This window comes from Saccharothrix sp. BKS2, from assembly GCF_047689505.1.
Lineage (GTDB): Bacteria > Actinomycetota > Actinomycetes > Mycobacteriales > Pseudonocardiaceae > Actinosynnema > Actinosynnema lopnurensis.
In genome coordinates this window covers 164635-190402 of record NZ_JAUQOL010000011.1, presented here as the reverse complement: position 1 = coordinate 190402, position 25768 = coordinate 164635, and the positions used below count along the sequence as shown (strand labels likewise).

Annotated in this window: 22 protein-coding genes and 1 pseudogene; 12 read left to right on the top strand and 11 right to left on the bottom strand. The window is 72.7% G+C overall.

Translation table 11 applies throughout. The features are described 5' to 3' along the window. The first annotated feature begins 683 nt into the window (after positions 1-683). The 9 genes from Q5530_RS24090 (at position 684) to Q5530_RS24050 (ending at position 10865) form a co-directional block, all read left to right on the top strand. Positions 684-1751, top strand: coding sequence for an acyl-CoA reductase (locus Q5530_RS24090; RefSeq protein ID WP_415365021.1), 1068 nt, complete (start codon positions 684-686; stop codon positions 1749-1751). Then, positions 1748-3124 carry an acyl-CoA reductase gene (locus Q5530_RS24085; RefSeq protein WP_415365020.1) on the top strand — a complete coding sequence of 459 codons (1377 nt, stop codon included), beginning with the start codon at positions 1748-1750 and terminating at the stop codon, positions 3122-3124. Before Q5530_RS24090 ends, Q5530_RS24085 begins: the two co-directional genes overlap by 4 nt. A gap of 77 nt (positions 3125-3201) precedes the next feature. Further along, positions 3202-4824 carry a methyltransferase gene (locus tag Q5530_RS24080; protein ID WP_415365019.1) on the top strand — a complete coding sequence of 541 codons (1623 nt, stop codon included), beginning with the start codon at positions 3202-3204 and terminating at the stop codon, positions 4822-4824. 69 nt (positions 4825-4893) lie between these two features. Next, positions 4894-6072 carry a sugar efflux transporter gene (locus tag Q5530_RS24075; protein WP_380635034.1) on the top strand — a complete coding sequence of 393 codons (1179 nt, stop codon included), beginning with the start codon at positions 4894-4896 and terminating at the stop codon, positions 6070-6072. A 58-nt stretch (positions 6073-6130) separates the two neighbouring features. Beyond that, positions 6131-6697 carry a hypothetical protein gene (locus tag Q5530_RS24070; protein WP_415365018.1) on the top strand — a complete coding sequence of 189 codons (567 nt, stop codon included), beginning with the start codon at positions 6131-6133 and terminating at the stop codon, positions 6695-6697. A 95-nt stretch (positions 6698-6792) separates the two neighbouring features. Continuing rightward, a complete protein-coding gene (locus Q5530_RS24065) occupies positions 6793-7458 on the top strand; it encodes a hypothetical protein (protein ID WP_415365017.1) in 666 nt (221 codons plus the stop codon). 214 nt (positions 7459-7672) lie between these two features. Continuing rightward, the gene (locus Q5530_RS24060; protein ID WP_415365016.1) at positions 7673-8932 is read left to right on the top strand and encodes a cytochrome P450; all 1260 of its coding nucleotides are present in this window, start codon (positions 7673-7675) and stop codon (positions 8930-8932) included. A gap of 444 nt (positions 8933-9376) precedes the next feature. Beyond that, positions 9377-10558 (top strand): S8 family peptidase, encoded by a 1182-nt coding sequence (locus Q5530_RS24055; protein WP_415365015.1) that lies wholly within the window; start codon positions 9377-9379, stop codon positions 10556-10558. Positions 10559-10658: 100 nt separating this feature from the next. Further along, complete coding sequence (locus Q5530_RS24050) at positions 10659-10865, top strand: hypothetical protein (protein ID WP_415365014.1); 207 nt, start codon at positions 10659-10661, stop codon at positions 10863-10865. Between the two features lie 33 nt (positions 10866-10898). Here the strand turns inward: Q5530_RS24050 and Q5530_RS24045 are convergent, their stop codons facing one another. Beyond that, complete coding sequence (locus tag Q5530_RS24045; protein WP_415365013.1) at positions 10899-11702, bottom strand: exonuclease domain-containing protein; 804 nt, start codon at positions 11700-11702, stop codon at positions 10899-10901. A 104-nt stretch (positions 11703-11806) separates the two neighbouring features. On the opposite strand from Q5530_RS24045, the gene Q5530_RS24040 reads away from it, so the two are divergent. Further along, on the top strand, positions 11807-14158 hold the full coding sequence (locus Q5530_RS24040) for a PEP/pyruvate-binding domain-containing protein (protein WP_415365012.1): 2352 nt from the start codon (positions 11807-11809) through the stop codon (positions 14156-14158). 6 nt (positions 14159-14164) lie between these two features. On the opposite strand, the gene Q5530_RS24035 is transcribed toward Q5530_RS24040, so the two are convergent. The 7 genes and pseudogenes from Q5530_RS24035 to Q5530_RS24005 all read right to left on the bottom strand — a co-directional run bounded on the left by Q5530_RS24035 (position 14165) and on the right by Q5530_RS24005 (position 19532). Next, the gene (locus tag Q5530_RS24035; RefSeq protein WP_415365011.1) at positions 14165-14803 is read right to left on the bottom strand and encodes a hypothetical protein; all 639 of its coding nucleotides are present in this window, start codon (positions 14801-14803) and stop codon (positions 14165-14167) included. Further along, complete coding sequence (locus tag Q5530_RS24030; RefSeq protein ID WP_415365010.1) at positions 14800-15045, bottom strand: transcriptional regulator; 246 nt, start codon at positions 15043-15045, stop codon at positions 14800-14802. Before Q5530_RS24030 ends, Q5530_RS24035 begins: the two co-directional genes overlap by 4 nt. Before the next feature lie 33 nt (positions 15046-15078). Continuing rightward, entirely contained in the window at positions 15079-15930 is an 852-nt protein-coding gene (locus Q5530_RS24025; RefSeq protein ID WP_415365009.1) for a helix-turn-helix domain-containing protein, read from the bottom strand. 151 nt (positions 15931-16081) lie between these two features. Then, the gene (locus Q5530_RS24020; protein ID WP_415365008.1) at positions 16082-16927 is read right to left on the bottom strand and encodes a phosphotransferase; all 846 of its coding nucleotides are present in this window, start codon (positions 16925-16927) and stop codon (positions 16082-16084) included. Between the two features lie 165 nt (positions 16928-17092). After that, positions 17093-18178, bottom strand: coding sequence for a hypothetical protein (locus tag Q5530_RS24015; RefSeq protein ID WP_415365140.1), 1086 nt, complete (start codon positions 18176-18178; stop codon positions 17093-17095). Beyond that, a pseudogene (locus Q5530_RS24010) lies at positions 18179-18364 on the bottom strand (helix-turn-helix domain-containing protein); the annotation flags it as partial. It lies immediately after the preceding gene. A 253-nt stretch (positions 18365-18617) separates the two neighbouring features. After that, on the bottom strand, positions 18618-19532 hold the full coding sequence (locus Q5530_RS24005) for a hypothetical protein (protein WP_415365007.1): 915 nt from the start codon (positions 19530-19532) through the stop codon (positions 18618-18620). 515 nt (positions 19533-20047) lie between these two features. Between Q5530_RS24005 and Q5530_RS24000 the strand changes: the two genes are divergently transcribed. Both Q5530_RS24000 and Q5530_RS23995 read left to right on the top strand, forming a co-directional pair. Continuing rightward, positions 20048-21382, top strand: a complete 1335-nt coding sequence (locus Q5530_RS24000) for an NAD(P)/FAD-dependent oxidoreductase (protein WP_415365006.1) — start codon at positions 20048-20050, stop codon at positions 21380-21382. Then, entirely contained in the window at positions 21379-22980 is a 1602-nt protein-coding gene (locus Q5530_RS23995) for an aminotransferase class I/II-fold pyridoxal phosphate-dependent enzyme (protein WP_415365005.1), read from the top strand. Before Q5530_RS24000 ends, Q5530_RS23995 begins: the two co-directional genes overlap by 4 nt. 53 nt (positions 22981-23033) lie before the next feature. Here Q5530_RS23995 and Q5530_RS23990 read toward each other — a convergent pair whose 3' ends face one another. The 3 genes from Q5530_RS23990 to Q5530_RS23980 all read right to left on the bottom strand — a co-directional run bounded on the left by Q5530_RS23990 (position 23034) and on the right by Q5530_RS23980 (position 25762). Continuing rightward, positions 23034-24344: a serine hydrolase domain-containing protein gene (locus tag Q5530_RS23990; protein ID WP_415365004.1), complete on the bottom strand. Its 1311-nt coding sequence runs from the start codon at positions 24342-24344 to the stop codon at positions 23034-23036. A 65-nt stretch (positions 24345-24409) separates the two neighbouring features. Continuing rightward, positions 24410-25483 (bottom strand): acyl-CoA dehydrogenase family protein, encoded by a 1074-nt coding sequence (locus tag Q5530_RS23985; protein WP_415365003.1) that lies wholly within the window; start codon positions 25481-25483, stop codon positions 24410-24412. Between the two features lie 3 nt (positions 25484-25486). Further along, the gene (locus Q5530_RS23980; RefSeq protein WP_415365002.1) at positions 25487-25762 is read right to left on the bottom strand and encodes an acyl carrier protein; all 276 of its coding nucleotides are present in this window, start codon (positions 25760-25762) and stop codon (positions 25487-25489) included. Positions 25763-25768: the final 6 nt, after the last annotated feature.

The following is a 25768-nucleotide window of genomic DNA, read 5'->3' as shown; positions in this document are numbered from 1 at the left end:
ACTCGTACCGCCGGAGTGGAATCGTCGTCCATAGCGGCGATATCGGTTGCTCAGGGCAATCGTTAGCCCGCCCGCTGACATCGTTACGGTATGAATGTTCGGACGTCCGTCTAGGCCGCAATAATGCGGAGAACCCCGCAGGTCCTGCGTCCATCGGTGGAGCGTCGGAACAGAGCGTTACCGAACGGCCGTCGGTTTCCCTCGACAGGATATGAGGTTCACTCGATAAGGGAAGGTTGACGGCGGCCTGACGCTTCCCGGAGGGCCGTCCGGGCGGGGTCGGACACGTGGAGCACGGTCCGCGCGCCGGTTCGAGGCCGCTTCCGGCACCATGCCGTCTCGTTTGGTTCCTCCCGTTCCCGGTGGTTCTCGTTCGGTGGTATGGCGGTGCGCCCCACCACCCCCGGCAACCCCACCAACCTCACGGCCCGCACCCGCGAATCGGACCATCAGTGCTGGTCAGGGGCTGGATCGGGCAATTCCCATCGGCGTTCCGCCCTGGTTCACGCCGTTCCGGGTCCCGTAGCGGAACACGTTCATTCGTTTTCACCGGCTCTGCTTTCAGTCATCCTATGGCCCTCCCGAACCACCCGGTTGGCGGTACCCCGTTCCGGGGGTCGATCTTGCGCCCCCCGATCAACCACTGCTGACTGTCCGGGTTGCCCTCACCGCAGGAGGAGTCGATGACCATCGCCCACGACGACCCCCACGTCGCGCGGCTCTTCGAACACCTCGTCAGGCTGGTCGCAGAGGAGGACGGCGACCCGCTCGACGCGCAGGACCAGCTCGTCGAACTGGCCCGGACCAACTCGCCCGAGGTCGCCAGGTACTGGAAGCAGGTCGGCACCGGCGTCGGCGTCCCGGACACCGCCTACAAGGGCGGCGGCCCCCACCTGTTCCCCGACGCGCCCGTGGTCCGCGAGTTCCGCACCAGCGGCACCACCGGCAGCACCCGGGGCAGCGTCCGGTACTCCCCGCTCGGCCTGGAGCTCAAGCGCGTCGCGGTCACCGCGCGGGCCCGCCGGGAGATCGACTTCGCCGACGTCAGGCCCGTGGTGCTGCCGTTCGTCCCCTCCGAGCGCGCCGCACCGCACATGGCCATCGCGTTCGACATGGCCCGCATCGCGGAGGCGGTCGGCGACCCCCGGCTCAGCACCGCCGTCGTGCGGGAGGCGGGCGTGGACTTCGAGCTGCTGGCGCAGCGGCTCGACGCCGCCGTGGCCGAGGGGCTGCCGGTCGTGCTGGTCGGCGCGACCTTCGCCTTCGTCAACATCTGCGACGCCCTGGAGGCGCAGGGCCGCCGCTGGCGGTTACCGCCGGGCTCCCGCATGTACGACGGCGGCGGCTTCAAGGGCCGCTCGCGCGTCATGGCCGTGGACGACCTGCACGACGCGGTCGGGCGGGTCTTCGGCATCGAGCGGTTCGGCAACATCTTCGGCATGACCGAGATCGCCAACCCGCTCTACGACTCGGCCGACACCCCGGTGGGCCCGCTGGGCGAACGGCCCAAGGCGGGTGGCCCGGCGGGCGGTCCGCGGGTCCGCGACCCGCGCACCCGCGAGTACCGCGAGACGGGCCCCGGTCTGCTGGAGATCACCGACTACGCCCTGCTCGACCGGCCGTACGTGCTGCTCACCGGTGACCTCGGCATCGCCGGCCCGGAGGGCGTGGCCATCGCCGGGCGCATTGCCGGCAGCACCAGCCGGGGCTGCTCGCTGTCGCTGGACGAGATCACCGGAGGTGCCGCGTGACCGTGTCGTGGATGCCCGACTGGGTGACCCACCCGGGCACGTCGTTCACCCTCCGCTCCGGCGCGCACGAGTGGCGCGGCGAGCGGCCCGCCGACTGGGACGGGATCGGCGCCGGGCTCCGGGCCGCGCACGAACGGCTGCGCGAGCTGCCGGTGCGCCACGTCGTGGCCGCCTTCGACGAGGTGGCCGACCGCTGGGCCAAGCGCGACTTCGCCCCGCGCCGCGCCGTGGTGCGGGACGCCTCGCTGGTGACCGGCATGTCGGAGGAGACCGTCGACCGCGCGCTGGACGCCGAGGTGGGCAACCTGCGCGCCGAGTCGCTGCTGGCCGCGCTGACCCGCGAGCTGGGCGACCCCGAGGTGCTCGACGGCTTCCGCGGCGGCACCACCGCGGTCGGGCCGGGCACCACGCTCGCGGTGTTCTCCGGCAACGTGCCCGGTCTCCCGGCGCGGTCCCTGGTCCGCGCGCTGCTGGTCAAGTCGAGCCTGATCGCGAAGGTCCCGGCCAAGGAGCCGCACTTCACCGCCGCGTTCCTGCGCACCCTGCACGAGGTGGAGCCGGTGCTGGCCGACGCCGTGGTGGCCACCTACTGGGACCGCGACGACGAGGCCGCGCTGACCGCCGCCCTCGCGCACGCCGACGCCGTGGTGGTCTACGGCGGCGACGAGGCGTGCGCGGCCGTCCGGGCGCGGGTCCAACCGCACCAGCTCTACGAGGAGCACGCGCACAAGTTCTCGTTCGGCCTGGTCAGCGCCGAGTACGCGACGCGGCACGGCCCCGCCGAGGTGGCCCGCCGCATCGCCGCGGACTGCAGCGACTTCGACCAGCACGCCTGCCTGTCGCCGCAGGTCTACCTGGTGCAGGCCGCGCACGCCCGCGCGGTGGCCCGGCACCTGGCCGACGCGATGCGCCGCGCCGCCGTCGACTGTCCACCCGGGACGGTCGAGGCGCACGACGCCATCGCGCTCCAGCACCGCAGGCTGGTCGCGGAGTGGCGGTCCGCCACCAGCGACACCAGCGAGGTGTGGGCACCGGACGGTCTGGAGTGGACGGTCTTGCTGGACGACTCGCTGCTCCCGCTCACCGGCGCGGGCGACCGGGTCGCGCGCATCGTGCCGGTGCCCGACCTCGCGGCGGCGGTCGACCTGGTGCGGCCCTACGCCCGGCACCTCCAGAACGTCGGCCTCGGCGCGGTCGGCGAGGAGCTCCGGCGCGTCGGGCGCGAGCTGGCGGTGCTGGGCGCGAGTCGGATCTGCGCGCCGGGCGCGATGACCAAGCCGAGCATGTCCTGGCGGCACGACGGACAACCGCGCATCGCCGGGCTGGTGCGCTGGGCGGATGTGGAGCTTCACCCCGAGCTGGAAGCCGAATAGTCTTCACACGGGGTCACGAGATCACCGTGCCCTGTCCCGAGGGGCAGGGCACGGCCGTTCGCTGGGGAGGACCTGGCATGGCCCTGACGGAGACCGGCGACCACGAGGCGCTGGACGAACCGGAGTACCGCCGACTGGCCGAGGCGGTGCGCTCTACCCGGTCCACGAGCACCGAGCAGGCGTTGGCGGCCGCGCTCGACGTACCGGGGGGACCGGCCGCGCACCTGGAGTTCACGCACACCGCCGTGCTGGTCGCGGCGCGGAGCGTGGACGACGTGGTGGCCGCGCTGGTCGAACTGGGCGTTCGCCCGGAGGAGCAGGTGCCGGACGAGCCGACACGGGACCGGTTGGCCCGCCTCACCGGGCACGACCTCGGCGCGGACGTGCGGCTCGTGCGCTGCGCGCTGCCGGGCTGCCCGCGCGGGCTGGAGGTGTCCGTCCTGGGCGGTCCCGCCGGTCCGGACCGCTCCGGTCCGGACCGTTTCGGGTGGGCGCACCCGGTGTTCCGCGTCGCCGGGGACGAGGTGGTGTCGAGGGGCGTCTACGAGGCGTTGAGGGACGCCGGCCTCGTGCCCGACGGCGGCGGCCACGACCCGCGCGGGAACGCGACCGCGCTGCACCTGCGCGGCCGCACCGGGGTGGAGCTGCGGCTGCCCGGCCACCGGACCGACCTGCTGCGCCGCCACCTCGGCCGGCCCGACGAGGCCCGGCGGGCGATGTTCGAGCTGGTGACCGGGGCCTGGCGCACCCGCGCCGTGGCGGCGGTCGCCGAGCTGGGCGTGGCCGACCTGCTCGCCGGCGGACCGCGCACCACCGCCGACCTGGCGGAGCGCACCGGCACGCGGCCGCGCGAGCTGCACCGCGTGCTGGCCTTCCTGGGCGCGCTCGACGTGCTCCACCGGGACGGCGACGCGTGGTCGCTCACCGAGGCCGGCGCGCTGCTGCGCGCCGACGCCGACGGCTCGCTGCGCGACCTCGCCCGCCTCTACGGCGGCCTGTTCTACCTGTCGTTCACCGCCCTGGAGCAGACCCTGCGCGTCGGCGGCAGCGCGTTCGAGCACTTCTACGGCGTGCTGCCGTTCGAGCACTTCGCCGTGCACCCCGCCGACGCGCGGCTGTTCGAGGGTGCGATGGCGGCGGGCACGAGCTTCCTGAACCTGGTGCCCGGCCTGCTCGACCTGCCCGAGACCGGCACCGTGGTCGACGTGGCGGGCGGCGACGGCAGGCTGCTCGGCCTCGTGCTGGCCGCCGCGCCCGGCCTGCGCGGCGTGCTGTTCGACCGCCCGCACGTGGCCGGTGCGGCCCGGGAGGTGCTGGCCCGCTCGGGCTGCGCGGACCGGGCCGAGGTGGTCGCGGGCGACTTCTTCACCGACCCGGTGCCCGCCGGCGGCGACGTCTACCTGCTCTCGCGCGTGCTGCACGACTGGGACGACGAGCGCTGCTCGACCATCCTGCGCAACGTCCGCTCGGCGATGCCCGACGGCGCGCTGCTCGCCGTGGTGGAGCGGCCGATCCGCGACGACCGGTCGGTGCTGCCGCTGTCGTTCAACGTCCACATGATGGTCAACACCGCGCTGGGCGGGGAGCGCACCGCCGACCGGCACCGGGAGTTGTTGGCCGAACACGGTTTCACCCTGGAGGACATCCGCGAACTGCCCCTCGACATGGCCGTCCTGGTGGCTCGGGCGACGCCTGTGTGACCGCTCTCATGGACCAGGTGGTGGAAATCCACTTCCTCACCGCCCGACCGGGCGGTGAGGATCGGCGGTGTGGATGTGCTGAGCGGTACCAGGGTCCCCGCCCCTGCCAAGCCCTTCGTGCCGCTGATCTCGGTGAGCCTGCTGACCGGCACCGGGTACGCGCTGGTGGGGCCGTTGCTGTCGGTGTTCCTGATCAAGGAGATGAACGCGGGGCCGTTCGCGGTCGGCGCCTTCCTGCTGACCAGCGCGCTGAGCTCGATCGCGGTCAGCACCGCGATCGGCCGGCTGTCCGACTCCCGGGCGATCCGCCGCCTGCTGCTGCTGGCCGCGAGCGCGGCGGGCGCGGCGGCGTGGCTGCTGTTCGCGTTCGTCCGGGAGTACTGGGTCCTGCTGGTGGTGTCGGTGTCGCTGGCGGCGGTCGCTGGTTCCCAGATGCCGCAGATGTTCGCCTACGCCCGGCAGGCGCTCGACCGCAGCGGCTCGACCAGGGTCCCGCTGGTGATGAGCGGCCTGCGCACGCTGGTGTCGGTCTCGTGGGTGGCCGGGCCGCCGCTGGGCGCGCTGCTGATGTCCGGCGCCGGGTTCACCGGCCTGTTCGTCACGACCGCGGCGTGCTACGCGCTGTCCGCGCTGGTGATCGTGCGGTGGCTGCCGGAGCTGGGCCGCTCGGAGCCCGCGTCGCCCGAGGTGGTCGCGGACCGCTCGGGCCGGCGCCGGGAGATCGTGCTCGCGGGCCTGGCGTTCGTCCTGCTCCAGGGCGCGACGTCGGTCGGCGTGGCGGCCATGCCGCTGTTCGTCACCGAGGACCTCGGCGGCACGCTCGCGGACTCGGGCCTGGTGCTGGGCCTGTGCGCGGCGCTGGAGATCCCGCTGATGCTGGGCTTCGGCGCGCTGGCGGTCCGGCGCGGCCAGCGGGTGCTGGTGCTGTCGGGCGGGGTGGTGGCGCTGGCCTACTACGGGGTCGTGCTGGTGTCCCAGGAGACCTGGCAGGTGATGGCCGCGCAGGTGCTGCACGCCGTGGTGATCTCGGCGGTGATGGGCCTGGGCATCTCCTACTTCCAGGACCTAGCCCCGGACCGCCCCGGCTACGCCACCACGCTCTACACCAACACGTACAAGATCAGCTCGATGCTGTCCGGGCCGCTGCTGGGCGCGGCGCAGCACTTCGGCTACCGCTCCGCCTACGGCATGGGCCTGGTCATGTCGGTGCTGGGCCTGGTGCTGCTGCTGGCCGCCAAGCGGCGCTGACCGGCCGCGCTGACCGGCGGCGGCCGGTGGTCCCCGGGCGCTCCGGGATACTCGGTCGGTGATCGAAGAACTGCTGCGCCGGCAGGACGAGCTGCGCGCCGAGGCCGACCGGGTCGTGGCGGACCTCGACCTGGACCGGCTGCTGTCGGCGCTGGGCGAGCCGGTGCGCACGGGCAGCTCGGCGCTGGGCCTGATGGCGGTGCCCGACATCGACGTCACCGTGGTGTGCCCGGCGCTGGACACCGCGGCCGTGCTGCGGGTCGGCGCGGAGCTGGGCGCGCACGAGCGGGTGGGCGCGGTCCGGTTCCGCAAGGACCTCGGACCGTGGAACGCCGAGCCGGAGCTCTACCCCGACGGCCTGTACCTGGGCGTGGCGTTCCGCACGGCCGCCGGGCGGCACTGGAACCTGGACCTCTGGTTCGTCGACGAGCCCGACCGCCAGCCCGACCTGGGGCACGTGCGCACGCTGCCCGCGCGGCTCACGCCCGAGGTGCGGGCGGCGGTGCTGCTGATCAAGCACGCGCGGCCGGACTACCGCAGCTTCGAGCTGTACCGGGCGGTGCTGGACTCCGGGGTGCGCACCCCGGAGGACTACGACCGGTGGCGCGCCGGTGACGCACGGTGAACCGACCGTTCGGTTTGCGCTGATCGAGCGGTTCTCCGCGAAAATCGGGTCACTTCGCCCCGGGCATTGCTAAACCTTGCTCGGGGGAGGTCGCCGTGCCGGGAGGTTTCTACACCGACGCCAGGGGCCGCGTGCGCCCGACCGGGAGCCGGGGTCGCCGGGGTGGTCGGGCCAAGCCGGTGCTGCTGGCGGGGCTGGTCGCGTTCAGCGCGGTGGCCTACGGGGGAGCGGTCGGGCTGAGCGCGGGCGGGCCCGGCGGCGCCGGTCCGGCCCTGACCGCGCGCAAGGCCGCGAGCGAGGACCGGGCGCGGGACGGCGACGTCGAGGGCGCGTGGCGGGAGCTGGGGCTGCACGAGGTCGAGCGGACCGACCGGCGGCCGGCCGACTGCGCCGCGGCGTCGTTCGGCGGGGTGCGGGACTTCCTGCGGGACACCGGGTGCGTGTCGATGGACCGGGCGCTGTTCGCGGTGGGTGACGACGCGGGCAACACCGCCGTCATCGCGGTGGCCTGGGTGGAGTTCGCCTCGCGCGAGGACGCCCGCCGGTTCCAGGACCTCGTCGACGAGCCGGGGTCCGGTGACGTCGAGCCGCTGGGCGCGGACGCGCTCGGCCTGCCGGGGGTCGCGTTCTCCGGCGCGAACTACGGCTCCGGGCGCGACCGGGGCACGGTCGCGGTGGCCGGGGCGGAACTGGCGTCGGGGTACCTCACCCCGGAGGTGCTGGACGCGCTGGCGGAGGTGGCGGCGCTGCTGCCCCGGTAGGGGACGGTTCACCGGGCGGTTCACCGGGCGGTTCGACGGGCAGGGCGCGGGCGGACCCGGACGGCCGTGACCCCGGGCTCCGGCCCGTTTCACGCGCGATCGCAGATCGTCTTCCACGGATCATGCCCTGTCAATCAGCCTGTGGCGCGATGCTGGTCACCGGGCGGTGGGGCTACCGTTCCGTCGATTCGACCTGGGGAACGAGGGGTGTGGAATGGCGACTCTGGCGTCTGTGCGCGAAGGCTTGGTGGAGTGGGTCGCGCGGCGGGCGGCCACGCGGTGGATCATGGGGAAGATCGGTTCACGCGCGTTGTCGCTGCTCCCGGACCGGGCGCTGGTCCCGCTGAAGCGGGACGGGGTGGATCCGGTCGAGGAGCTGATGAGGATGGGCGAGTCGAGCGCGGTGCACCGGGTGCCCGTGCCGTTCGGCATCCGCGTGTGGTTGGTCACGGGGGAGACCGAGGCCAAAAAAGTGCTTTCCGACACAGGAGCGTTCAGCAACGACTACACCCGCCTCGGCGCGGCGGTGGGGCGACTGGAGCAGTCGCCCGGCGGGCTCGGGTTCGCCGACGCGCCGGACCACACCCGGCTGCGCCGGATGCTGACGCCGGAGTTCACCATGCGGCGGCTGTCGCGGCTGGTGCCGCGCATCGACGAGATCGTGACCCAGCGGCTGGACGCGATGGAGGCCGCGCCGGGTCCGGTGGACCTGGTCAAGGAGTTCGCGCTGCCGATCCCGTCGCTGACCATCTGCGAGCTGCTGGGCGTGCCCTACGCCGACCGCGACCGGTTCCAGCAGCTGGCCGCGGCCCGCTTCGACCTGTTCGGCGGCGCGGGCCAGGCGCTGGGCGCGATCTCCGAGTCGCTGGAGTACATGCGGGAGATCGTGGAGCGGGAGCGCCGCTCGCCCGGTGACGGCCTGATCGGCACGCTCATCCGCCAGCACGGCGACGCGGTCGACGACGCCGAGCTGGCCGGCCTGGCCGACGGCGTGCTGACCGGCGGCTTCGACACCACGGCGAGCATGTTGGCGCTGGGCGCGTACGTGCTGCTCCGGGACGACGAGGCGCGCGCGTCGATGCGCGACGACGACGCGGCGGTGGGCCCGCTGGTCGAGGAGCTGCTGCGGCACCTGAGCGTGGTGCAGGTGGCGTTCCCCCGGTTCGCGCGGCACCCCCTCACCGTGGGGGACCAGCGGATCGAGGAGGGCGACGCGGTGGTGGTCTCCCTGTCGGCGGCCAACCGCGAGAGCACGCCCCACTTCGACCACGCCCGCAAGTCGTCGGCGCACCTGGCGTTCGGCTACGGCGCGCACCGCTGCGTCGGCGCGGAGCTGGGGCGGATGGAGCTGCGCGCGGCCTACCCGGCGCTGCTGCGCCGGTTCCCGAACCTGCGCCTGGCCGAGGACCGGCAGGCGTTCCGCGCCGCCTCCATCGTCCACGGCGTCGACCGGCTGCTGGTCCACACCCGCTGACCCGGGTCGGGGCCCTCGACGAGGCGGGCTCCGACCTCCGACAACGCTCGACACGACCTGACGAGGTCGCACTCCTCCTCCGCGCCCCGAGCCGGTGCCGGCCCCGCTCGACGACCCGCGCGACCGCCCGCGCGACCGCCGCGCGACCGCCCGCGCGACCGCCGCGCGACCGCCCGCGTGGTCGTCCGGGACGCCGGTGGTGCCCGTCGACGTCGCGCTGACCCGGTTGGTGGTGGCCAAGAGGCCGCCCGAGCGATGTGGTCCTTACCAGTTGTCGGTTATGTCCACCGAGCGTGACCGCGCCGGCGGCCGTTCGGCCGACCCTGGTTGACCATGGCATAACCCCTGGTCAGGCTGCTGGGATGAACCCGGACGAGTGACCGTCAGCCTCGTCAACCCTGCGTCGGGGCGCGCTGGTCCGGGCTCACCCGAAGGAGCCGACCCGTGCGTCCTTTCACCAGAGTGCTCACCCTGCTGTCCGTCTCGGCCACCGCCGTCGGGCTCACCACCGGAGCCGCGCTCGCCGCACCGGCCCACCAGGCCGACATCGTCATGGCGACGGCCTCCGCGACGGTCCACCCGATCAAGGACACCTACATCGTCAGCCTCGGCGCCACCGCCCGCGGCGGCCTGGGCGTCGCCTCCGCCGCGGGCGTCACGCCCACCCACGTGTGGGACGCGGCGTTCCACGGCTTCTCCGCCAAGCTCACCCCGGCGCAGCTGCGCAAGCTCAGCCGCGACCCGTCGGTGACCGCCATCGAGCAGGACGTGCTGGTCACCGACGCGCTCGACGCCACCCAGGCCAACCCGCCGTCGTGGGGCATCGACCGCGTCGACCAGCGCACCCTGCCGCTGTCGAACTCCTTCACCTACAACTACACGGGCGCGGGCGTCCACGCCTACATCATCGACACCGGCATCACCCCGGGCCACGCCGACTACGGCGGCCGGGCCACGTTCGACTACAACGCCGTCGACACCAACAACACCGACTGCCACGGCCACGGCACGCACGTGGCGGGCACCATCGGGTCCAACACCTACGGCATCGCCAAGGGCGTGCGCCTGCACGGCGTGAAGATGATGAACTGCTCGGGCAGCGCCACCACCACCGCCGCGCTCAACGCGATCAACTGGGTCACCCGGAACCACACCAAGCCCGCCGTGGCGAACACCTCGTGGAACTTCACCGCCTCGGCCAGCCTGGAGTCCGCGATCCGCAGCATGATCGCCGCGGGTGTCTTCCTGGCCACCTCGGCGGGCAACACCGGCGGCAACTCCTGCGACCGCCTGCCCCGCAAGGTGGAGACGGCCAGCGTCGTGGCGTCCTCGCAGAACAACGACGCCCGCTCCTCGTTCTCCAGCACCGGCACCTGCGTCGACCTGTACGCGCCGGGCAGCGCCATCGTCTCCACCCTCCGCACCGGCGGCTCGGGCGCGATGAACGGCACCTCGATGGCGACCCCGCACGTGGCGGGCGTGGCCGCGCTGTACAAGCAGCGGTTCGGCGACCAGTCGTCGGCAACCGTGCACGACTGGCTCAACTCCTCCGCGACCCCGAACGTGGTCAGCGGCGGCGCCACCGGCAGCACGCCCAACCGCCTGCTGTTCACCAACGGCCTGTGAGGACGTCCCGGCGCGCGGGGCCTCTCCACCCCGCGCGCCGGGACACCCCCGGCCCGCCGGTGGGCAGCACGACGTCCAGCCCGCAGCCCGAAGGAGACCCATGCGCACCGCTGTCGCCGGTCTTGCCGCCGTGGTCCTGACCCTGCTCGCCCCCGCCGCCGCCCAGGCCACCAACTGGGTCACGGTGGGGCCCTACCCGTCCGAGGCGTCGTGCCTGCCGGACAAGGAGCGCTACCACCAGCTCTACCCGGCCTGGGGCTGCTACCAGCAGAACGGCGGCTGGTACTTCCAGTACAACAGGGTCTGATCCCGCTGGGTCTGATCCCGTGTCCGGCCCGGGTCACCCGACCCGGGCCGGACCCGTCAGCAGCGGCCACGCCCCGGCCCGCGCCCGCACCCCCGCGATGCGGTCGCGCGTCCGGGCGGTGTACTCGTCCTCGCCGCCCCGGGCGATCCGCTGCTCCAGCTGCCGCTCCAGCCGCGCGGCGAAGTCGTGCTCCTGCTCCAGGTACCAGCCGACCTGCCGGTCGTGCAGCTCCCGGGGGTCGAGCAGGCCGACCTCGTCGGGGTGGCGCTTGGCCAGGGTCCACGCCAGGCGCGCCGCCGCGATCGCGTCGCCGGCGCTGGTGTGGGCGTTGTCCAGCCGCGCCCCGTAGTGGGCGCACACGGCGGTGAGGGTGCGCCTGTCGTCCCAGCCCCGGACCGGGCGCAGGTGGCGGTCGAGGCACAGCGGGTCGACCACCGGCCCGCCCAGCGGCAGGCCGCGGCCGTGGTGGCGGCGCAGTTCGGCGTCGAGCATGGTCAGGTCGAACGCGGCGTTGAACGCGCACAGCGGCGTGGTGGGCCCCCACACCCCCGCCAGGTGCTCGGCCACCTCGGCGACGACCTCCGAGGCCGGGCGGCCCTCGCGGCGGGCCTGGTCGGTGCTGATGCCGTGGATCGCGGTGGCCTCGGCCGGGATCTCGACCCCGGGGTCGGCCAGCCAGGTGCGCGTGTCGACCTCGGGTGGTCCGCCGGGATGCCGGGGCGTGATCGCGACCACGGAGGCGGTCACGACGCGGTCCCGGTGGGGATCGACGTCGGTGGTCTCCAGGTCCAGCGCGATCATCGGACCGTGCGCCCACGACGGTGCGGGATTGCCCATGGCCGCACCGTAGCCGTCGAGTCCGACAGCGCTGCGCCGGCCGGTGGGTCGTCGATGTGCTGATAGCCGCAACACGGGCATCGGCGCGGTGGCACGATCGGCCCATGGGAACCGCCCCGCTGGTGCTGCCGCTGGCCGATCCCGCCGCCGACCTGGGGACGGTCGGCGGCAAGGGCGCCTCGCTGGCGCGGCTCGCCGCCGCCGGGCTGCCGGTGCCCGACGGCTTCCACCTGACCACCCACGCCTACCGCCGGTTCGCCGCCGACCTGGACGTGCCGGGGATGCTGCGGGGCGAGGACCCGGCCGCCGCGATCGCCGCCGCCTTCGCCGCGCACGAGGTGCCCGCGGACATCGCCGCCGCCGTCCGCGCCGCCCTGCCGCCCGGACCGCTGGCCGTGCGCTCCTCCTCGACGGCCGAGGACCTGCCCGACCTGTCGTTCGCCGGGCAGCACGACACGTTCCTGGACGTGGCCGGCGAGGACGTGCTGGACGCGGTCCGGCGCTGCTGGGCGTCGCTGTGGACCGCGCGGGCCGTCGAGTACCGGTCCCGCAACGGCATCCCCGACGCGGCCTTGGCCGTCGTGGTGCAGCGGATGGTGCCGGCCGAGGTCTCCGGCGTGCTGTTCACCGCCGACCCGGTGACCGGCTCGCGCGCCGAGACGGTGGTCAACGCCGCGCCCGGCCTCGGCGAAGCGCTGGTCGGCGGCTCCGTCACGCCCGAGCAGCACGTGGTGGTCGGCGGCGAGGTGCGGCTCGGGGGCGACCTGCTGCCCGAGGCGCGGGTGCGCGAGCTGGCCGCGCTGGGCGAGCGGATCCAGGACCTGCACGGCGTGCCGGTGGACGTGGAGTGGGCCCTGTGCGACGGCCGGATCGCCGTGCTCCAGGCCCGCCCGATCACAGCCCTGCCGGAGGTGTGGAACGACAGCCTGCGCGGCGACCACCTGTGGACGTGCGCGAACCTGCGCGAGGCCGTGCCCGGCGTGATGACGCCCGCCACCTGGTCGTTGGCCCAGGCCCTCGCGCAGCCGCCCATCGACGGGCACCCCACCTCGGGCAACATCGGCGGCCGGTTCTACCTCAACCTCGGCGTCACCCTGGGCGTCGCCTCCGCGCTGGGCCTGGGCCGTGTGGCGCTGCGGATGGCCGAGCAGGTCTTCGGCCGCGTCCCGCCGGGCGTCGAGGTCCCGCCGCTGCCCCTGTCCCGCCTCGCGGTGCTGCGCGCCGGACTGGCCTTCCTCAGGCAGGGCCGCGACTTCCGGGCGCGCGTGGACGACCTGCTCGCCGCCGCGCCCGCCACCGCCGAACGCCTGACCGCCGCCTGCCGCGCGGCCCGCACGCCCGGCGAGCTGCGGGCGCTGTGGAACTCCGACGTGGACGAACTGCTGCACGTCCACGCGAGGGTCTACGACGCGGGAGCCCGCAACGGCCCCGGGTCCGGCACGAAGGTCCGCCGGAAGCTGGTCGCGCTGGTGGGGGAGGACGACGCCACGACACTGCTGACCGGCGCGCACGGAGCCGCCGGTGAACTGGCCGGCCTCGGTCCGGTCCTTGGTTTGGCGCGGCTGCGGCGCGGCGAGATCTCCCGCGAGGACTACGCGCGGGAGCACGGCCACCGGTTCGCCGACGAGTTCGAGGTGTCCGCGCCGCGCCCGGCCGAGGACCCGACCTGGCTGGACCGGCAGTTGGCGGGTCCGGACATCGACCCCGAGCAGCTGTTGGCCGGCCAGGCGTCGGCACGCGGGGCCGCGTGGTCCCGACTGCGCTCGGCCCACCCGCGCCGGGCAGCGCGCCTGCGCCGTGAGATCGACCGCCTGGCCGAGCGGGCCCGCGAACGCGAACGGGCCCGCTCGGAGTTCGCGCGCGCGTTCGCCGTGCTGCGGGCGTTCCTGGTGCGGGCGGGCGAGGTCACCGGCCACGGCGACGACGTGTTCTTCCTGCCGATCGAGGAGACCCTGCGCGTGCTGGACGGCGACACCGCGCCGTTGGCGAGGGTGCCCGCCCGCCGCGCCGCCTACGAGCGCTACCGCGCGCTGCCGCCCTACCCGACCGTGATCCGGGGCCCGTTCGACCCGGAGGCGTGGGCGGCCGACCCGAACCGCCGCCTCGACGTGCACGACGCCTCGGCCGAGCCCCCGGCCTCCGGCGTGTCGGGCTTCCCCGGCGCGGCGGGCGTGGTGGAGGGCGTGGCCAGGGTGATCCTCGACGTGGCCGACAGCGGGCGGCTGGAGCCGGGGGAGGTGCTGGTGACCACGGTGACCAACATCGGCTGGACCCCGCTGTTCCCCCGCGCGGCGGCCGTGGTGACCGACGTCGGCGCGCCCCTGTCGCACGCGGCGATCGTGGCGCGGGAGCTGGGCGTCCCGGCCGTGGTGGGGTGCGGCAACGCCACGGTCCGGATCAGGACGGGGGACCGGGTGCGGGTCGACGGGGGGCGCGGCACGGTGACGGTGCTCTGACCTGGTTCAGGGGGTCGGTGGTGGGAGTTGTCGGGTGCCGGCGGCGAGTTCACGCACGTGGTGGGCGGTGTTGGTGCTCCGGGCGGTGGCCAGGGCTCGGTTGAGGTGTTGGTCTGCGGTGTGGTGGTCGCCGGACATGCGACACGCCCGGCTCAGCAGCGCCTGGTGTTCGGCGAGCCGGTGAGGGGCGGGTGACGTGTTGGCGGCGCGGGTCAGGTACCTGATCGCGGCGTCGGGACGCTGGACCTCGATCATGAGGGTTCCGAGGTAGGCCAGGGTGTGGGTGAAGCCGTCGGTGTGGTGGTGGCGTCCGTAGGTTTCCAGGATCTGGTCGGCGCAGTCGATGACTTTGTGCGGGCGGCGTTGGGCGCGGTAGGTGAGGGAGAGGTCGAGCAGGGCCGAGGCGGTGGCGTCGGGGTTGTCGTCGCGTCGCCGGTGCACGGCCAGTTCGTGCCTGCCGCACAGGACGGCTGAGGGCAGGTGGTCGTGGTCGCGCAGGACTCCGGCCGCTCGGCGGAAAGCCTGGGCGGTGGCCGGCGAGGTCGGTGGTCGTACGGTCACTTCGGCGGCGTATCTCCGCAGCAAGCGCAGGGTGCCTTCGTCGATCTGGATGCGGTCGAGCAGTTCGGTGAGTGCCGGGGTCATCGTCGTGGGGCTTTTGGGTCGGTGTGGATGATGTGGAACAGGTCGGTGAAGGTCATGGGTGTGAGGGCGGTGAGGGCGCCGGCGATGAAGGCGGGTCCGGGGTTGAGTTGGCCGGTGAGGACTCGGGTGACGGTGGAGCGGTTGAGGCCCATGGCACGGGCCAGGGCGTAGTCGGAGCGGAAGCCTGCGAGTCTCATGGCTTTGGTGAAGAGTTCGGCGCGCAGTCTGATGGTGTGGGGCACGGCCGTCTCCTGGTGTTCGGCCCTGTGACGGGGTCAGGCGGCTTTGCGGTCGTAGAGGTCGGTCCACCGGGACAGCTTCCGGCGGGTCTGCTCGGTGTCCAGGGCCGCGGCGTCGAGGTGGCACATCTTCTGCTGGTAGGCGGCGACCGCCTCGGGTGCGTCGTGGAACGCCACGGCGACGTCGGTCTCGGTGTAGGCCAGAGGTTTGTCGGGTGCTTCGAAGGCCAGCAGCGTGCAGGGGTGCCGCAGATGTGTGTGGAACCCGGCGGCCAGCGGGACGACGCGCACGGTGGTGCGGGGCCATTCGCACATCAGCAGCAGGTGCAGCAGCTGGTCGCGCATCACCGCCGGACCACCCACGGCCATGCGCAACGCCATCTCGTGGACGTAGACGGTTACGTGTGGGTCGGGGTGGCGTTGCAGGAGTCGTTGACGTTCCGCGAGGGCGGTGGCGAAGTCGAGGTCGCCGGTGAGGGCCAGGGTGTAGTCCTCGGTCCGGGCCAGGTCGGGAACGGTGACGGGGTCGTAGACGGTGATCGTCTCCGCGATCTCCTCGTGCACCGACACGGCGACCAGCCTGTCGGAACGCTGGTGGTGCAGGCGCAGGAAACTGCCGGTGTCCGGCTCGGCGGCGATGCCCAGGACGCGCTCACGGGCGGCCTTGGCGGCCCCGCAGTGCCCGAGCAGGGCGGCGATGTCGACCGTGCTGGTGCCCCGCGTGCCCTTCTCCAGCTTGGAGAGCTTGCCCACGGACCAGCCCAACGCCTCGGCGACCTTCGGCGCCGACCTACCGCTGTTCTGACGGGTCCTGCGGATTTCCCCGCCCAGCTCCCGGCTGTGCGCACTGCCCGGGCGCACAGGTGGTGCATTTTCCTCGGTGTCCATGATTTCCCTCAGGGTGCTGTTGTGTGCTTGCGTCCCAGCTAAACGCATTCATGCAGCAGGCACCACGGAAGTTGGTCACAGCCGTTCCGCAATTTTCCCAGAACCTGAACGCAATGTTGCGGTTCTGCTCTACCGGTCGTGTGGTGATGGCTCAGATGATGTTCCAGGGTGCGGTGATGTCCTCATCGAGGCCGTGGATGCGGTGGATGACCTCGGTCGCCTGGGGGCTGCCTGGCGAGGACTTCCTCGCATTGGTGGCGATCATGCGCAGCTCTCGCAAGGTGCGTAGTGGCGGATAACCTTCCCACTCGCGGATGTCACGTCCATATACCTTGGCGAAAGCGTCGTGGTCCACGTGGCCGAATCGGCGGCAGTGAACCTCGATGGTGACGAGGTCCCACTCGACCGGGCCGAGTGCCACGCCGTCCAGGTCGCACAGCACAGCCGGTGTCGACGCGCGGTTCAGGGCTGCTTCTTCATTCCCGGGTGCGGAGCGCCACAGGGTGTTGCGGTGCTGCGGATCGGTGTGGATGAGGCACTGCGGCACGGACCCGGACAGGCGGGTCCAGAACGGCGTCAACTCCTCCAACCTGGTCATCACGGCGGTTCTGTGGTCGTCGTCGAGGATGCGACTGGCGGCGGTGGAGCGTGCGATCGCGGTGATCGGGTCGAGTGCGGGCAGCGGGAACGGCGGTTGTGGTGCCTGGTGCAGCGCCAGCAGCGGAGCGGCGATGGCTTCGGTCGACACCGGGTGTTGCTGGGGCAGGTGACGCCAGAACGTGACCACGTGACCGTTGACGACCACCGGCTGTTCGATGCCCTGGAGCAGGGGGGTGATGGGCGCTCGGTGCCGGATCAGCCAGGCGATGAGGGACACCAGTCCACGCGCGTTGCGCAGATCCCGTTGATGGTCGACTCCCGGCCTGCCGATCTTGACCACCACGGCGTCCGGGACCTGTCCGACGAGGTAGACGGCGTTGGTGTGGTGACGCAGCACCTGCGCGTCCCGTGCGTCCAGGCCGACTGCTCCACATGCCTGCCGGAGCAGGGGGCGGGTGTTGTCGACGGTGAAGTCGTGCCCGATCGCGGACGGCCGTGAGGTCACCGGTCCAGTCTGGGGCCGCGTGGTCGATGTGAGCGACCGCGATGTGCTTCGTCCCGCTCAACGGTGCGCGACGGGTGTCGTGAGAGATCGCAGTTCTCGCACGGTGTCCGGGACCCGTCCTCCGGGATGGGGGAGGCCCTCGGTCGCGGTGACCACGTCGTGGGCGCGGGTCAGCACAACCCCTGTGCGGTGCGTAGGGGGCAACTCCGCGAGCACGGCCAAGGCCAGCGTGGTCGCACCGACGACGTCACCGCGGTGTGCTTCGGTCACCGCCTGGTCCAGGCGGACGAGGGCGGGGTCGATGACCACGCGTTCGTCACCGGCGTAGGCTCGCAGAGCCGCGTCCTGGGCGACGCGTGCACGTGCCGCATCTCCCAGGTTCGCCCACGCGCCGGAGGCGTACAGGTGCAGCCGACCCGGGCCGAAGCGGAAGGCGGCGTACTGGTCCTCCTGCCCGTCTCGCCGGGCGGCCAGCTTCTCGGTCAAGCGGCCGGCGAGCTCCAGTGCTTCCCGCACACCGCGGACATCTCCCAGCTTGCCCAGGGCACGTGCCTCGGCGGCGACGGCGAGTGCCGCCGCGTCGCAGACGTGGTCAGCGACGAAGGCTCGTGCGCGACGTGCCAGCGCAACTGCGCTCTGGGCGGGTTCGTAGTAGTAGGCCAGCATGGTCTGCTGCGCCAGCACGAGCGCGATCAACGCCGAATCATCGGCGTCCCGTGCGGCGAGCAACGCGGTGCCGTACCACCGACGCGCACCGGTGACGCGCTGCAACTTCATGTACGCGTCGGCGATCAGCAACGTCAACATGGTCGTGGCCGTGGAGAGCCGGCGGTGCACGAACACCGGCTGGCGACGCGCGGCCAACGCCTGCACGTCGGCCAGATCGGGCAGCAACGAATCCAGCGCGCGGTCCGGTCCGATCCGCGTGTGCTCACCGAGGTGGTGCGCCACCTGTTGTTCAACCAACTCCATGCGCGCAGGAGAAGCGGACTCGCTCAAGGACGACTCCAGTCGGATGCGAATCTGCTCGGCGTCATCGCGAACGAGTTGATCTCTGCCGAGCAGGTCGTTGTCCGATGGCGCGTTGCTCAAAGACAACGTATTCACGCCTGAGGAGTCGAGCAGAACGGCGAGCTCGCTCACGCTGATCTGAAGTTGTTCGGCGAGTGGCCGCCGGTGATGGGCCAGCGGACTCGACCGGCCGGTCTCCCAATTGCCCACCGTCGTGGGGTGCACCCCAAGGGTCTCCGCAAGGCTCTCCTGGCTGAAACCAATCGCCTCGCGCGCCCGTGCCAGAGCCTCACGTGGCACCCTGTGCTGTGACCCCATCGCCTGACCTCCTGTGCCGGGATTCATCACGGTAGCCCGATACCGTGATGGCCAGTGGTCCACAACATGCTTGACGGCGCAGCCTTCAGGAAGGATGCGGGGGAAGTTGTGGATGGATTACAGGCAGGTGCTGTACTGCGCCGAAGCCCGACAAGGGTTCAATGCGTACCGATGCCACGATGCCTCTGCCTGGTCGTTTCCACCGCCTCGCCTGTGTTGGCCATCGCCGGAAGAACGAATCAACCCCGTCGGCTCACGTGGGCGGAGGTAGCGCGGTCAGGCGGCGCAGCTGCAAGGCGAGCCCATCGGGCGAGGGTGCGTGCAAGGCGGCGTTCACGTCGTCCAGGACGTCCCAGTAGACCCACTTCTCGGGCCAGTCCAGCGGAATGGTGGCGACCCGCACCACGCAGGCGCGAACAGCCAGCCTGATGCGCAGGACCCCGTGCTCGCCCTCGTACGCCGGTGGTTGCCACAGCGTGCCTGCGATCGCCAGCTCGGTCAGCAACGCCTCGTGGGCATCGCGAGCGGTGACGCGCCGGGCGTCCTCCGCACGTCGCGACCGCACCTGCTCGGCACCCAGTTGCAGGGCTGCCGCGACCAGCGCCACGACCGCGGTCTTCACCACCTCCTTGACCACCGACTCGTCGACGGCGAGCGCACCCGACGCCGCCGAGGCCAGCGCCACCACGCCCAGCAGCACGAACCGCGAGACGAACGCCAGCAGCCGGTCCAGCAGCGAGTGGTCCCTGGTCACGACCACCTGGTGCAGCGCGTCCCGCAGGACCTGGACCTGGAGCAGGCCCCGGGCGCGCACGTCCGGGTCGAGGGAACCCCGCTGGGCCAGGTCCGCGAGGACGTCCTGCACCCGGTGGGGCGGCAGGCCGAAGAACTCGGCCACGTCGTCCAGCGGCAGCGCGGACATCGCCGCCAGTTGCGGCGCCACCCGGCGGACCTGCGCCCGCGACAGACCTCGCCCGGCGCGGCGCAGGTGGTTCTCGGTGGAGTCGAGCAGGGTGTCCAGGTCGCGGACGACGTTGACCAGCGCGCTGTCGGCCAGCGCCGAGTTGCCCGCGGCACGCGCGCTGGCGCGTTCCTCCTCGTGGTGGAGCAGCAGGTCCAGCACCGGCGGCGCGGCGGCCGAGGTCTGGTCGCCGTCCTGCTCGGGCACGGCCGGGGTGGCCGGCAGCGGGGGGGCAGAACGGGGAGGTCCGCCGCGGCTTCGCGGGCCGCGGCGATGATCTGCTCCCACGTCCGCCGTTCCCGCTCGGGACGATCGTCGCGGCGGAACGGGCGGGAACGGGTGGGAGTGGGTCATCGCGGTCCTCTTGACGTGGATGGACACGGTGTTCACCCCCTCGTGTCGGCGCGCGTCAGCGGGTGGGAGCACTGGCCGCGCCATCGCACCGCCGCCCGCGCCACCGCACCGCACCGCACCGCACCGCACCGCACAACTGTGGACAACGCCGCCGCACGGCACATCGCCGCGCGGTGGAACCCGTCAGCCGCGGGCCGCGTGGGAAACGGCTTCCCGTATTGCTCCAACGGTCCGATCAGAGGGCCTGTCGAACATTCGACTGATTCGGTCGTCCGATTTTCCTCGCGAATGGCCGGTGTCGCGCAATCGGCGGGGTGATAGACCGTTCGGGTCTGTACAGGGTATGGGCGTGCTGTTGGGATGACCGCATGTACAACGCAATTGTCATAGGTGGTCGGTGTGCCGGGGCGGCGGTCGGCACGCACCTGGCCCGGCGAGGGCTCCGGGTGTTGGTGGTGGACCGGTCGCGGTTTCCCAGTGATGTGCTGTCCACGCATTTCATCTGGCCGCACGGGGCTTCCCACCTGAACCGGTTGGGGGTGTTGGACCAGGTCAGGGCCGTAACGCCCACCCACACCCGGGTCACCGTGGTCAACGACGGGATCGCCCTGCGCGGCAGCATTCCCGAGGAGCTGCTGCGCAACCAGTTCCGGTTGCTGCACGGCGACGACAGCGGGATCACCACGGAGTACTTCTCGGTTCGCCGGCACGTGCTGGACCAGATCCTGGTCGACAACGCGGTGCGGGCCGGTGTCGAGTTCCGCGAGGGATACACCGTCGCGGAACTCTTGCAAGACGACGACGGGACCGTCATCGGCATCAAAGGGCGGGACGGAACGGTCGAGCGCGCGCAGGTGGTGATCGGGGCCGACGGGCGAAACTCTTTCGTGGCCCGCGCGCTCGGACTGGAGAAGTTCGACGAGCGGCCGCGGTGCACCTTCGCCTACTGGAGCTATTTCGGCGGCATCCCCGACGCCGAGGCGCAGATCCACCGGCGGGGCAGGCTCGGGATGGCGATGGCCTCGACCAACTCCGGGCAGACCATGGTGCTGACGTGGGGGCCGAGCGAGTGGGCCGCGGGGTTCCGGGCCGACGTCGAGGGCAACTTCCACCGGGCGCTCGGGCTGATCAGCGAGGAGGCGGCGGGCACCGTGGCGCGGGCGCGGCGGGAGGAGCGCTTCTACGGGACGCTCGACCAGGCCGCGTACCTGAGGCGGCTGCACGGGCCCGGCTGGGTGCTGGTGGGCGACGCCGGGTCGTTCAAGGACCAGTGCACGGCGCTCGGCATCACCCACGCCCTGCGCGACGCCGAGCTGGCCGCGGAGGCGGTCGGCCGGTGGCTCGGCGGCGAGACCGACCGGGACACCGCCATGGCCGGGTACGCCGCCAAGCGCCGCAGCCAGACCGCCGCGGCCTACTACGACTACGTGTGCACGCTCGCGGAGATGAAGCCGCTGCGGCACGACGAGCTCCAGCTGTTCGCGGTCCTGCGCGGCAACCAGGCCGAGATCGACCGCTTCCTCGCCACCCACGTCGACGTGGCGCCGGTCTCGGAGTTCTTCGACCCGTCCAACGTGTTCCTGCTCAACGACACGGCCAAGGAGTCCTCGCGCGACCACGGCGCGTTCGCCGACTTCGAGGCGACCTACCGCGAGCACCAGCGGAACCCGTTCGCGCTCGTGGCGGCGGAGGCGACCCGATGAGCGGCACCGCGGCGCACCAGCGCGAGGACGGCGAGGTCGTCGCCGAGCTCATCGCCGCGGGCGACGCGGCCGGCGCCGACCCGCTCGCCGCGGCCAAGGCGGTCGCCGTCGCCGCGCGCGAGGTGTCGGACATGATGCGGAACTGGGCGAGCCACATCCCGTGGGAGGACCTGGAGGAGCTGGACACCCTCCCGGCGGACGAGGCGGTCCGCTTCTTCGACGAGGACTACCCGGCGGTCCGGGCCGACCTGGAACCGATGTGGGAACCGGCGACGACGGCCGCGCCCGCGATCGACCCCGACGAGGACTACGCGCTCGACAAGAACGCCTACGACTTCTTCCGCCCGGTCGGGGCCGACCTGCTCGCCCGCACCGAGGAGTTCCACGGCTGGGTGGAGGCGCGCAGGCGCACCGAGACCTGGCAGTACTCCCGGGTCCTGGAGGCGGCGCCCGGCGGGGTCGCGACCATCACCAACGACCTGAGCAAACCCGCCCGGGGCATCAACTTCAACTCCCAGGACTACCTGTCGTTCAACGCCCACCCCGAGATCCGGGAGGCCGCGGTCAGGGCGATGCGCGACTTCGGCCCGCACAGCGCCGGGTCGCCGATGGTGCTGGGCAACACCCGCATCTCCGACGAGCTGGAGGCCGCCCTCGGCGAGCTGGTCGGCCTGGAGCACGTGACGCTGTTCTCGAACGGGTGGTCGGCGGGGTTCGGCACCGTCACCGGCCTGGTCCGGCAGGAGGACCACGTCCTCATCGACCGCCTCGCCCACTCGTGCCTCCAGACGGGAGCGCGCGCGGCGACCAGGAACATCACCCGCTACACCCACCTCGACGTCGAGGCCGTGCGCGCCCACCTGGCCCGCATCCGCGCCACCGACACCCACAACGGCATCATGGTCATCACCGACGGGCTGTTCTCGGTGGACGCCGACTGGCCGGACCTCGCCGCCCTCCAGGCGGTCTGCCGCGCCCACGACGCGACCCTGCTGGTCGACGTCGCCCACGACCTCGGCTCGATGGGACCCGGCGGCACCGGGGTCCTGGGGATGCAGGGCGTGGTGGGCGAGATCGACCTGGTCATGGGCGCGTTCTCCAAGACCTTCGCCTCCAACGGCGGCTTCGTCGCGGCCAGGTCGCCCGCGGTGAAGCAGTACATCAAGATGTTCGCCGGGTCCCACTTCTTCTCCAACGCCCTGTCGCCCATGCAGACCGCGGTGGTGCTCAAGGCGGCCGAGATCATCCGGACCGACGAGGGCGACGCCCTGCGCGGGCGGCTGTTCTCGGCCGTCCACGCCCTGCGCGACGAGTTGACGACGCGCGGGTTGACCTGCATGGGCTCGCCGAGCCCGATCGTGCCGGTCCTGATCGGGAACGAGAAGCTGGCCCGGACGGTCAACCGCCTGCTGTTCGACCGCGGGGTGCTCGCGTTCATGGTCGAGTTCCCGGTCACCCCGACCGGCGCCTCGCGCTTCCGGTTGCAGGTGCAGGCCGCGCACGAGCCGGAGCAGGCGAGGGAGGCGGCCCGCATCATCGACGGGGCGCTGCGCGACGCCAAGGAGTACCTGTCCAGCGCGTTCGGCAACTCGTTCTAGCGGGGACGGGGGGCGCTCGCGGTGGACCCGGGCGCCCCCCGTGCCGGTGACGGTCAGGCGATCCGGTAGGCGGCGGCGCCGTTGTGCAGGAAGCGGGCGCGGCCGTGGTCGTCGGAGCCGACCAGGGACAGGACCTGGTGGCCGTCGGCCTTCGGTCGGGCGGTGATGACCGAGTCGTCGTTGAGGCGGACGACCTCCACGCGGTTCTCGGGTCCGCCGAGGAAGGACTCGGCGATCTCGTTGCGCGCGCGGTAGGTGAGGAACGCGCGGTCGTGCTCGCCGGCGAGGGTGATGTCGTACAGGGTGGAGCGGTAGGTGCCGCACATGCGGTCCGCGTCGATCCGGGTCGGGTTCGGGGGCGGCACGGGCAGCGGCGCCGTCTCGACGCCGGCGAGTTCGCCGAGGGCCGTGCCGAGGATCTCGTGGGCCAGTGGCTCGCCACCGGTGCTGTTGGTCAGCACGACCACCGCCACCCCCTGCGACGGGGCCATGCGGAGGAACGCCTTCTGGCCCTTGGCGACCCCGGTGTGGCCGACGACGCCGTCCCGGTAGAGCATCCAGCCGAGGCCCCAGCCGACGACGCCGCCGCCGAAGTCCGGGACGGGGTCGACCTGGGGTTCGCGCAGCGCGGCCAGCGCGGGGTCGGTGAGGTGGAAGCGGACGAACCCCATGAGGTCGCGCGCGCTGATCGCGAGGTGCGAGCCGCTGGGCGCGGCGTAGTAGGACACCGCCCACTCCGTCACCGGGACGACCTCCCCGCCGGCCCGGACGTGGCCGACCGCGGCGCGGTGCAGGATCGCCTCGTAGGGGTCGGTGGCGGCGGTGCGCAGGCCCAGCGGTGCCACCAGGCGTTCGCGGAGCACGTCGTGGAAGGGCTTGCCGCGCAACACCTCCACCAGCCTGCCGAGCACCACGTACCCGCTGTTGGAGTAGGAGAAGGCGGTGCCGGGCGGGAGGAGCTGCTCCGCCTCGGCGAGGGTGGCGACGAACCTCCCGATCGCGTCGTCGTTGCGGCCGGTGTCGGTGAAGTGGTTGCCGTCGATCCCGCCGGTGTGGGTGAGCAGCTGGCGGGTGGTCAGGGCGCCCGCGGCGGCCGGGTCGCTCAGCCGGAAGCCGGGCAGGTGGTCGCGGACGGGGCGGTCGAGGTCCAGCAGACCGTCGTCGACCAGTTGCCGGACCAGCGTGGCCGTCCAGACCTTGGTGATCGAGCCGATCTTGAAGATCGAGTCCGTCATGACCTCGACCCCCGTGCGCAGGCTCAGCACACCGGCGGCCTCGTCCCGGATCTCCCCGCCGGCCAGCACGGCGACCTGCGCGCCGGGCACGCCGTACTTCGCGAGCAGCTCGGCCAGGTCCCACCCCACCGGGTCAGGCTAGTGGCACCGAGTACGGCACCGCGCCCCACCGCCGTGACTCGATCGGCGGCCCGTCACGCCCCACCCCGCAGCGCGTACCGGCCGAGGTGCTGCTCGGCCACCTCGTCGGAACCCTCGATGATCCGCATGACCGCGGCGTCGCGGTGGAACCGGCCCACCGCGCTGTCCGCGTCGACGCCCGCCGCGCCGTGCAGGCGCACCGCGTGCTCCCCGACGACCGAGGCGGCCCGCGCCGCGCCGTACTTGGCCAGCACGGTCTCGTGCAGCGCCGCCGGGTCGCCGCGCTCGCGCAGCGCCGCCGCGTGGGCGCACAGCCGCTGCGCGGCCCGCACCTCCACCAGGCACCGGCCGAGCACCGCGCGCACCGCCTGGTGCTCGGACAGGGGAGTGCCTGCCTGGGTCCTGGTCGCGACGTGCCCGGCGGTGAGGTCCAGGCAGGCCCGCGCCATCCCGGCGCACCCCCAGGCCACGGTGAACCGCCCGTGGTCCAGCGCCGTGCCGACCACGTGCGACAGGCCGAACCCCGGCGGCGCGAGCACCTCGGCCACCGGCGCGTCGTCGAAGCGCACGTGCGCGATCCGGGCCGCGCGCATCCCCAGCTGCCCGGTCACCGGCTCCACCACCACCCCCGGCCCGGCCTCCACCAGCACGGCCACCGGCCGCCCGTCCCGCGTGGCCAGCACCAGGAACACGTCGGCCAGCGCGCCGAAGGTGACCCACCGCTTGTGGCCGCGCAGCCGACCGGAGTCCAGGGACGCGCCCACCGCCGCCAGGTCGCTGCCCGCGCCCGCCTCGGTCGCGGCGAACCCGGCCAGCCGGTCGCCGGAGGTCAGCGCGGGCAGCCAGCGGGCGCGCTGGTCCGCGTTCCCCCAGCGCAGCACCGCGGCGGCCACCATGCCCTGCACGGTGACCAGGGCCCGCAACGCGCTGCACGTCCCGCCGAGGTCCGCGCACAGCCGCCCCACCTCGGTGGGCGAGAAGTCCCGGCCGCCGTACCGGGCGGGCACGTCGGCGGCCAGGAACCCGGCCCGCGCGACCTCGCGCACGACCTCGACGGGCACGCCGCCGTGCCGGTCCCAGCCGGCCGCGTCCGCGCGCACCGAGTCGGCGAACGCCGCCGGGTCCACGGCTCACCGCGCCGCGGCGAGCTTGCCGCGCACGAACGCGGCTATTCGGTTCAGGGTGCGGAAGTTGTCCAGGTCGAGATCCTCGACCTCCACCCGGATGGCGAACTTCTTTTCCACGTGCGTCACCAGTTCGAGGGCGATCAAAGAGTTCACCAAGCCGAGGGCAAAATAGTCTTGATCCGGTTCCAGGTGGGTTTTCGGCAGTGCCGACGTGAAGAAGGCCCGCACCTGCTCGACGATCGGGTCCGGACCGTCCTCGGTACCGAAGTCGCTGGCCAAGTGACC

Bases quoted from the DNA above. Each gene is read 5' to 3' on its own strand.
- Q5530_RS24050 (WP_415365014.1), top strand. From the start codon at position 10,659: ATGCGCACCGCTGTCGCCGGTCTTGCCGCCGTGGTCCTGACCCTGCTC.
- Q5530_RS24000 (WP_415365006.1), top strand. From the start codon at position 20,048: ATGTACAACGCAATTGTCATAGGTGGTCGGTGTGCCGGGGCGGCGGTC.
- Q5530_RS24040 (WP_415365012.1), top strand. From the start codon at position 11,807: ATGGGAACCGCCCCGCTGGTGCTGCCGCTGGCCGATCCCGCCGCCGAC.
- Q5530_RS24045 (WP_415365013.1), bottom strand. From the start codon at position 11,702: ATGGGCAATCCCGCACCGTCGTGGGCGCACGGTCCGATGATCGCGCTG.
- Q5530_RS23995 (WP_415365005.1), top strand. From the start codon at position 21,379: ATGAGCGGCACCGCGGCGCACCAGCGCGAGGACGGCGAGGTCGTCGCC.
- Q5530_RS24080 (WP_415365019.1), top strand. From the start codon at position 3,202: ATGGCCCTGACGGAGACCGGCGACCACGAGGCGCTGGACGAACCGGAG.
- Q5530_RS24090 (WP_415365021.1), top strand. From the start codon at position 684: ATGACCATCGCCCACGACGACCCCCACGTCGCGCGGCTCTTCGAACAC.
- Q5530_RS24060 (WP_415365016.1), top strand. From the start codon at position 7,673: ATGGCGACTCTGGCGTCTGTGCGCGAAGGCTTGGTGGAGTGGGTCGCG.
- Q5530_RS24025 (WP_415365009.1), bottom strand. From the start codon at position 15,930: ATGGACACCGAGGAAAATGCACCACCTGTGCGCCCGGGCAGTGCGCAC.
- Q5530_RS24035 (WP_415365011.1), bottom strand. From the start codon at position 14,803: ATGACCCCGGCACTCACCGAACTGCTCGACCGCATCCAGATCGACGAA.